This window comes from Stenotrophomonas sp. Sm10 (assembly GCF_030985515.1).
Classification (GTDB): domain Bacteria; phylum Pseudomonadota; class Gammaproteobacteria; order Xanthomonadales; family Xanthomonadaceae; genus Stenotrophomonas; species Stenotrophomonas hibiscicola.
Genome location: NZ_JAPTFO010000003.1, coordinates 119,848 through 126,729 on the forward strand (window position 1 = coordinate 119,848; position 6,882 = coordinate 126,729).

Below are 6,882 nucleotides of genomic sequence, written 5' to 3' on the forward strand. Positions count from 1 at the left end.
CTCGTTCCCCTGCGGCCGGGCTCACGATCCGCCGAGTTCGGCCAGGATCGCCTGGCCACATTCCCTGCTCTGCCACAGCACCTGGCCGATCACGCTGCGCTGGTCGCAGGCCGCCATCAGCAGCAGCGGTGCACGCCCTTCGGCCTGGATCGCCAGCATCAGCACCTTCCCGCCCATCGCTTCCAGCATCAGCGTCTGCAGATCCCCCAGCAGCAGCTCGCGCCCGACCGCCGCGGCCAGCGCCAGCATCGCGCTGGTCATTGCCGCCAGCCGTTCGGCGCGCCCTTCGGCACCAGCGCTGACCAGGGCAAAGCCATCGACACTGGCCAGCACTACCGTGCGCACGCCTTCCACCCGCTGCTGCAGGTCCTGCAGCAGCGGCTGCAGGCGCGCACGCTGGCCGGCATCGGGCAGCACCGCCATCTGCCCGTCAGCCATGCGCGGCCACCAGTGCGTGCGCTTCCATTTCGCTCATCAGTACATCCATCAGCAGCAATCCCTGTTCGCGGTCGCGGGCATCCACCGCCAGCAAAGGCAGCGGTTGATCATCCAGGCTGGCGCGTGCAGCCCAGTCGTCCAGCGCAGCGTGCGGCGCCTGGTCGAGATGGGTGACCGCCACCACCAGCGCCAATGACGCTGCGAACGGCTGCAGCACCTGCAGGTAGTCCTCCAGCTCGCCGGCCAACCCGGCACGGCGCGCGTCCAGCAGCAGCACCGCACCACGTGCCCCCTGCAGCAGGATCGGCCACAGGAAATCAAAGCGCTGCTGGCCGGGTGTCCCGTAAAGCCGCAGGCGTTCGCCGTTGGGCAGGTCGATGTCTGCGTAGTCCAGCGCGACGGTGGTGGAGGCCTTGTCGGCACCGAGGCGATCACTGTTGGCCACATCGGTGTCGATCACCGCGCCGGCCGCGATGCTGCGCACGAGTGTCGACTTGCCGCTGCCCATGCCACCGAGCACGACCACCTTGTGCTCACGCATTGCGCTCGCTCCCACGCAGGTGGCGCCACAGGCGGGCAAGCAGGCCGTTGTCGGTGCCATTGCCGCGTAGGGCCGTCATCGGTGCCGCCGGGGCGCTCTGCAACTGCGCGTAACCGCAGAGATAGGCGGCATGGATGAAATCACGCACCGCCGCAGCCGGCAACTCGAGCAGCATCGCGCATTCTTCAACCGTGCACGCGCGCTTGAGCAGCAGCGAACACAGGCGGAAGCCATCGTGGTCGTGACCCAGCACGCGGAAATCCGGCCAGCGCAGCAGCTTCACCGAGGCGCCACGCAGGCGTTCGTCCAGTGCCTGCCAATGTCGGCTGCGCTGTGCCCACTGCCACAGCAGGGGCCGCAGTGGCTGGCGCGGCCGCTCACCGGCCAGGGCCTGCAGGCGAGCCGGCGTGAGCGCATCCAGCTGCAGGCGTTCGAAGGCCTCGGCCAGGCGCTCTACCAGCGCGCTCGCGGGCTCCTGCAACAGCACGGCCTGGTCATGCTCGAGGTCCATCAGCAGGACGGGGTCACCCGCGTCACTCAGCAGTGCCTGCCCCTGGCGCAGGGGCAGCCGCTCGCGCAGCAGGCGGGTGATGGCGTGTGCACCATCGGCAAGACGGATCGGTGCGGGTGCGTGCATGGTCAGGGGCTCCACTGCCAACTGCATCCCGCGCAGGGCGCGGCCGATGGCACCGTCATCAAGTATGTCCTGAGGGCCATCGCCGTCGCGCAGCTGGCCCCCCAGATCCTCGATCCAGCACTGCAGTCGCGGGCGTTGCTGGCGCATGCGCAGGGCCGCGTTGCGCAGCGCCGGCGTATCGCGGATGACCAGCAGGTCGCAATCGTCCAGATCCTGGCTGCGGCGGATCTGGCCGTCCGGCAGCGCCGATGCTACGCGTAGCCGCTGCAGCAGGGCCTGCTCGCCCTGGATGTCGGTTCCCACTACCAGCACGCGTGCCATCCGTGTTCCCCGTGCGGCCACCTCCCCGGTGGCCTCGCGTCGCCAAGGCTAGGACATCGCCAGCGGCAGCCGTCGTGATCGACTGCTCAGATCGGGAGCGGTTGCAGACGGTGTCCGATCGGTTCTGCGACGGCCATCGCGGGCAAGTTTCATGCCGCTTTGACGGCATTCCGACGGCCAACGGATGTCACGGTTCTGGACGCGGATCGAATGGGGCCGCCCAAAAAGAAACCCGCGCCGAAGCGCGGGTTCCGGGGTCACGACCGAACGGCGACGGATCAGCCGCGCAGCTGCTCCAGCGCGGCATTGAAGGTCGCGCTCGGGCGCATCGCCTTGCTGGCCTTGGCCACGTCCGGACGGTAGTAGCCGCCGATGTCCACGGCCTTGCCCTGCACCGCGACCAGCTCTTCGACGATCTTCTGCTCGTTGTCGGTCAGCGCCTTGGCCAGCGGGGCGAAGCGCGCCTTCAGGGCGGCGTCTTCGTCCTGCGCGGCCAGGGCCTGGGCCCAGTACAGCGCGATGTAGAAGTGGCTGCCACGGTTGTCGATGCCACCCAGCTTGCGCGACGGCGACTTGTCGTTGTCCAGGAACTGGCCGTTGGCTTCGTCCAGCGCCTTGGCCAGCACACGGGCAGCGGCGTTGTCGTAGCGGTTGCCCAGGTGTTCCAGCGACGCGGCCAGGGCCAGGAATTCACCCAGCGAATCCCAGCGCAGGTAGTCTTCCTCGACGAACTGCTGCACGTGCTTCGGAGCCGAACCACCGGCACCGGTCTCGAACAGGCCGCCACCGGCCATCAGCGGCACGATCGACAGCATCTTGGCGCTGGTGCCCAGCTCCATGATCGGGAACAGGTCGGTCAGGTAGTCACGCAGCACGTTGCCGGTCACCGAGATGGTGTCCTCGCCCTTGCGGATGCGGTCCAGCGAGAACGCGGTGGCTTCCACCGGCGGCAGGATGCGGATGTCCAGACCGGCAGTATCGTGGTCCTTGAGGTACTGCTCGACCTTGGCGATGACCTGCGCGTCGTGGGCACGGGCGGCATCCAGCCAGAACACGGCCGGGGTGCTGCTCAGGCGGGCGCGCTCGACGGCCAGCTTCACCCAGTCCTGGATCGGCGCGTCCTTGGTCTGGCACATGCGCCAGATGTCACCGGCTTCGACGGCATGCTCGAACACCACGGTGCCAGCATCGTCGGTGACCTTGACCACGCCATCGGCGGCGATCTGGAAGGTCTTGTCGTGCGAGCCGTACTCCTCGGCCTTCTGCGCCATCAGGCCGACGTTCGGCACCGAACCCATGGTGGCCGGATCGAAGGCACCGTGCGCCTTGCAGTCGTCGATGACGGCCTGGTATACGCCGGCGTAGCAGCGGTCCGGAATGACGGCCTTGGTGTCCTGCAGCTTGCCTTCGGCATTCCACATCTTGCCGGAGTCGCGGATCATCGCCGGCATCGAGGCGTCGACGATCACGTCGCTCGGCACGTGCAGGTTGGTGATGCCCTTGTCCGAGTTGACCATGGCCACGCCCGGGCGCTGTGCGTACTCGGCAGCCAGGTCGGCTTCGATCGCAGCACGGGTGGCTTCCGGCAGCGACGGCAGGCGCGCAGCCAGGTCACCGATGCCGTTGTTGGCATCGAAACCGGCCTGCTTCAGCACGTCGGCGTGCTTGGCCAGCACGTCCTTGTAGAACTCGTTCACCGCCACGCCGAACATGATCGGGTCGGAGACCTTCATCATGGTCGCCTTCAGGTGCAGCGAGAACAGCACGCCCTGGGCCTTGGCATCGGCAATCTGCTCGCCGATGAACGCGGCCAGTGCCTTGCGGCTCATCACGGCGGCATCGACGATCTCGCCGGCCTTGACCGCGGTCTTTTCCTTCAGCACAGCGGTGCTGCCGTCATTGCCGTGGAAGGTGATCTTCAGCGAACCGGCATTGGCCAGGGTGGCCGACTTCTCGCTGCCGTAGAAATCACCGGCGGCCATGTGCGCGACATGCGACTTCGAATCCGGCGCCCAGGCGCCCATGCGGTGTGGGTGCTTGCGCGCGTAGTTCTTCACCGACAGCGGTGCACGGCGGTCGGAGTTGCCTTCGCGCAGCACCGGGTTCACCGCGCTGCCCTTGACCTTGTCGTAGCGCGCCTTGTAGTCGCGCTGCTGGTCGTCGGCCGGGGTTTCCGGGTAATCCGGCAGCGGATAGCCCTGGTCCTGCAGTTCCTTGATGGCCGCCTTCAGCTGCGGCACCGAGGCGGAAATGTTCGGCAGCTTGATGATGTTGGCGTCCGGGGTGGTCGCCAGCTGGCCCAGCTCGGCCAGGTCGTCGCTGACCTTCTGCGCGTCACTGAGCAGTTCCGGGAACTGCGACAGGATGCGGCCGGACAGCGAGATGTCACGGGTTTCCACCACGATGCCGGCTGTACCGGTGTAGGCGTCAACGATCGGCAGCAGCGACTGGGTGGCCAGGAACGGGGCTTCGTCGGTCAGCGTGTAGAGAATCTTGGACATGGGGGACTTGGACTCTGTAGCAGTGCTCAGGGGAAGGCCGGCGCCAGCGCCGGGCCACGTGCAACCGTGTCGCGCGCGGGGCGGAGCCCCACGCTTTCCCCGTCGCCGTCAGGGTGGGCGCGCGGCGGGGAAACCCCTGCATTGTCGCGTTTTCAGCCGCGCGGGGCAAAGCCACGCCATACGCGACGGTACTGCATGCCGGCAACGCTGTGATCCATCCACGCCTGGATGAAGCCCGCCCACAGCATCAGTGGATCCACGCCATGCGTGGATGAAGCCGACCATCGCACAACAAAAAAGGACGCAGCCTCGCGGCTGCGTCCATCGTGAGCCCTGCCGGGAGAGAGTCGGCTGGACTTACTTGACCTCGAACTCCTGCGGCGTTCCGGCCGCCTTGCCATCGACGGTGACTTCGGCGCGGTACTTGCCGGCCGGCCAGCCCTTTGCATTCTTGAACGTGACGTTGGTGGTTTCCGCACCACTGGTGTTCAGGGTGGCGGTCTGTTCGCCGGCCACCTGGCCGTCCTGATAGGTCAGCTTCGCGCCAACGTTGACATTGTTTGCCGCACCGTCGGTCTTGACCGAGACGATGATGTCGTCCTTCGGTGCGAACAGAGCCGTCGTCGCAACCGACTTGTCGGCGGCGGCGGTCTTTCCGACCGTGACCGACGAGACGCTGACAGCAGCGGCTTCGGCCATCGGCGGCGGCGCGCCGGTCATCGGGGCCGGTGCTGCCGGTTCGGCCGGAGCGGTCGCTGCCGGAGCGGCATTGTTGTCGGTCGACTCTTCTTTCTTCTTGCAACCGACCAGGGCGACGCTGCCCAGCAGGGCGGCGATCAGGGCGGTCTGGAGCGGGGTGGTCTTGATCATTCGGGGTTCCTCCCAGGGATTGTCGGACGGCGTTCTGGCCGGCTTACTTCGGCGGCAGTTTCAGGGTCTGGCCCGGGAAGATCTTGTCCGGGTCATCAAGCACATCGCGGTTGGCTTCGAAGATCTTCTTCCAGGCATTGGCGTCGCCCAGATGCTGCTTGGCGATCTTCGACAGCGAGTCACCCTTCTGCACGGTATAGGTGCCGCCGCTGACAACGTCTGCGGTGCTGTCCACCGAAGCGCTGACGCCGGAGAAGTCCGCCTTCGGCACCTGCTCGGCGGTACTGTCGACACTGCCACTGACGCCGGAGAAATCGGCTTTCTTCTCGGTACTCATCCACAACTCCCGTCTGCATGACTACGTGATTGGCACGGTGCCATGGCGGTTGTTAAATGGGGATGGTGCAGATGTGAAGCCGGCCCCGGGGGCGGCTGAACAATCGGGGGAATGGACACCCGGTAGTGCCGGCCGCTGGCCGGCTGTGCCACGGGATCCGGCCTTGGCCGATTGCCGGCCAGCGGCCGGCACTACCGGTAACCGCCTGCGGCGGTTACTGCCGCAGCTCGCGGTAGGTCGCGGCCGGGGCGACGATGCCCGGGCTGGCACGCCAGGGGTTGATGTCCAGGCCACCACGGCGGGTGTAGCGGGCCTCAACCTCCAGCCAGTGCGGCTGGCAGCGCGCGGACACCTCGCTGAAGATCCGCTCAACACACTGCTCGTGGAACTCGGCATGCTCGCGGTAGCTGACCAAGTAGCGCAGCAGGCCGGCGCGGTCGATCTTCGGCCCACGGTAACGCAGGCTGACCGTGGCCCAGTCTGGCTGGCCGGTGACCGGGCAGTTGGACTTCAGCAGCGCCGAGACCAGGGTCTCCTCCACCACCTCGCCCGCATCGGCGGCGAGGAAGTCCGCCTGCGGCGGGCCGTAGCAGTCGATCTCCACGTCCAGCCCGTCGATGGATTCGCCAAGCGGCGTCTCTTGCAGCTCCGGCAGGCCGAACTCCACCTGGACCGGCGCACCGGCGCAGGCCGACAGATCCGCCACGATGCGCGCGCGCAGCTCCTCGGCGTTGTCGATGCGGGTGCTGTTGAGGGAGTTCAGGTACAGCTTGAACGACTTCGATTCGATCAACCGCGGCGAGGTGCACGGCACCTGGACGGTGGCGACGGCGACCTGCGGCTTGCCACGCGGGTCGAGCCAGCTCAGCTCGAAGGCGTGCCAGCGGTCGTGGCCGACGAACGGCAGCGCGCCGTCATCGAGACCGATCTCGGCGCGGGCGCCGCTGCGCGGGATCGGAAACAGCAGGCCGGGATCGTACTGCGACGGGTAACTGACCTCGCGACCGAGGCTGGAATCCTGTGGGGTGTTCATGGGGGGCATTGTATCGCGCGGAGGGCGGGCCTTCGGCCGGGCCGGCCAACGGCGAAGCCCCTCCGTGGTGGTTGTATTGGGATGATCGCGAAAGGCGGTCTATCGGCTTGGCCGGGTGGGCAGGCGGGTCGGGGGACGCCGTAAACCCGTCCATGGGGGCTTGGCCGCGGCATCCATGCCGCAGACACCCCCGCCCCGCCTGCC

The 6,882-nt window shown here is 67.4% G+C and carries 7 protein-coding genes; all 7 read right to left on the bottom strand.

Annotation, left to right across the window (positions count from 1 at the left end):
• Positions 1-21: 21 nt before the first annotated feature.
• Positions 22-438 carry a roadblock/LC7 domain-containing protein gene (locus O0J15_RS01815; protein ID WP_308304988.1) on the bottom strand — a complete coding sequence of 139 codons (417 nt, stop codon included), beginning with the start codon at positions 436-438 and terminating at the stop codon, positions 22-24.
• Positions 431-979, bottom strand: coding sequence for a GTPase (locus tag O0J15_RS01820; protein ID WP_010481027.1), 549 nt, complete (start codon positions 977-979; stop codon positions 431-433). The genes O0J15_RS01815 and O0J15_RS01820 overlap by 8 nt, the downstream gene beginning before the upstream one ends.
• Positions 972-1,937 carry a hypothetical protein gene (locus tag O0J15_RS01825; protein WP_308304989.1) on the bottom strand — a complete coding sequence of 322 codons (966 nt, stop codon included), beginning with the start codon at positions 1,935-1,937 and terminating at the stop codon, positions 972-974. Before O0J15_RS01825 ends, O0J15_RS01820 begins: the two co-directional genes overlap by 8 nt.
• 278 nt (positions 1,938-2,215) lie before the next feature.
• Positions 2,216-4,438 carry an NADP-dependent isocitrate dehydrogenase gene (locus O0J15_RS01830; RefSeq protein ID WP_019660847.1) on the bottom strand — a complete coding sequence of 741 codons (2,223 nt, stop codon included), beginning with the start codon at positions 4,436-4,438 and terminating at the stop codon, positions 2,216-2,218.
• Positions 4,439-4,795: 357 nt separating this feature from the next.
• Positions 4,796-5,308, bottom strand: coding sequence for a hypothetical protein (locus tag O0J15_RS01835; protein WP_019660848.1), 513 nt, complete (start codon positions 5,306-5,308; stop codon positions 4,796-4,798).
• 43 nt (positions 5,309-5,351) lie between these two features.
• Positions 5,352-5,645, bottom strand: a complete 294-nt coding sequence (locus O0J15_RS01840; protein ID WP_005419771.1) for a LysM peptidoglycan-binding domain-containing protein — start codon at positions 5,643-5,645, stop codon at positions 5,352-5,354.
• Positions 5,646-5,859: 214 nt separating this feature from the next.
• A complete protein-coding gene (queF, locus tag O0J15_RS01845) occupies positions 5,860-6,678 on the bottom strand; it encodes an NADPH-dependent 7-cyano-7-deazaguanine reductase QueF (RefSeq protein WP_308304990.1) in 819 nt (272 codons plus the stop codon).
• Positions 6,679-6,882 lie beyond the last annotated feature (204 nt).

Excerpts from the sequence above, each read along its gene's own strand:
- queF (WP_308304990.1), bottom strand. The coding sequence starts at position 6,678 with ATGAACACCCCACAGGATTCCAGCCTCGGTCGCGAGGTCAGTTACCCG.
- O0J15_RS01835 (WP_019660848.1), bottom strand. The coding sequence starts at position 5,308 with ATGATCAAGACCACCCCGCTCCAGACCGCCCTGATCGCCGCCCTGCTG.
- O0J15_RS01820 (WP_010481027.1), bottom strand. The coding sequence starts at position 979 with ATGCGTGAGCACAAGGTGGTCGTGCTCGGTGGCATGGGCAGCGGCAAG.
- O0J15_RS01815 (WP_308304988.1), bottom strand. The coding sequence starts at position 438 with ATGGCTGACGGGCAGATGGCGGTGCTGCCCGATGCCGGCCAGCGTGCG.
- O0J15_RS01840 (WP_005419771.1), bottom strand. The coding sequence starts at position 5,645 with ATGAGTACCGAGAAGAAAGCCGATTTCTCCGGCGTCAGTGGCAGTGTC.
- O0J15_RS01825 (WP_308304989.1), bottom strand. The coding sequence starts at position 1,937 with ATGGCACGCGTGCTGGTAGTGGGAACCGACATCCAGGGCGAGCAGGCC.
- O0J15_RS01830 (WP_019660847.1), bottom strand. The coding sequence starts at position 4,438 with ATGTCCAAGATTCTCTACACGCTGACCGACGAAGCCCCGTTCCTGGCC.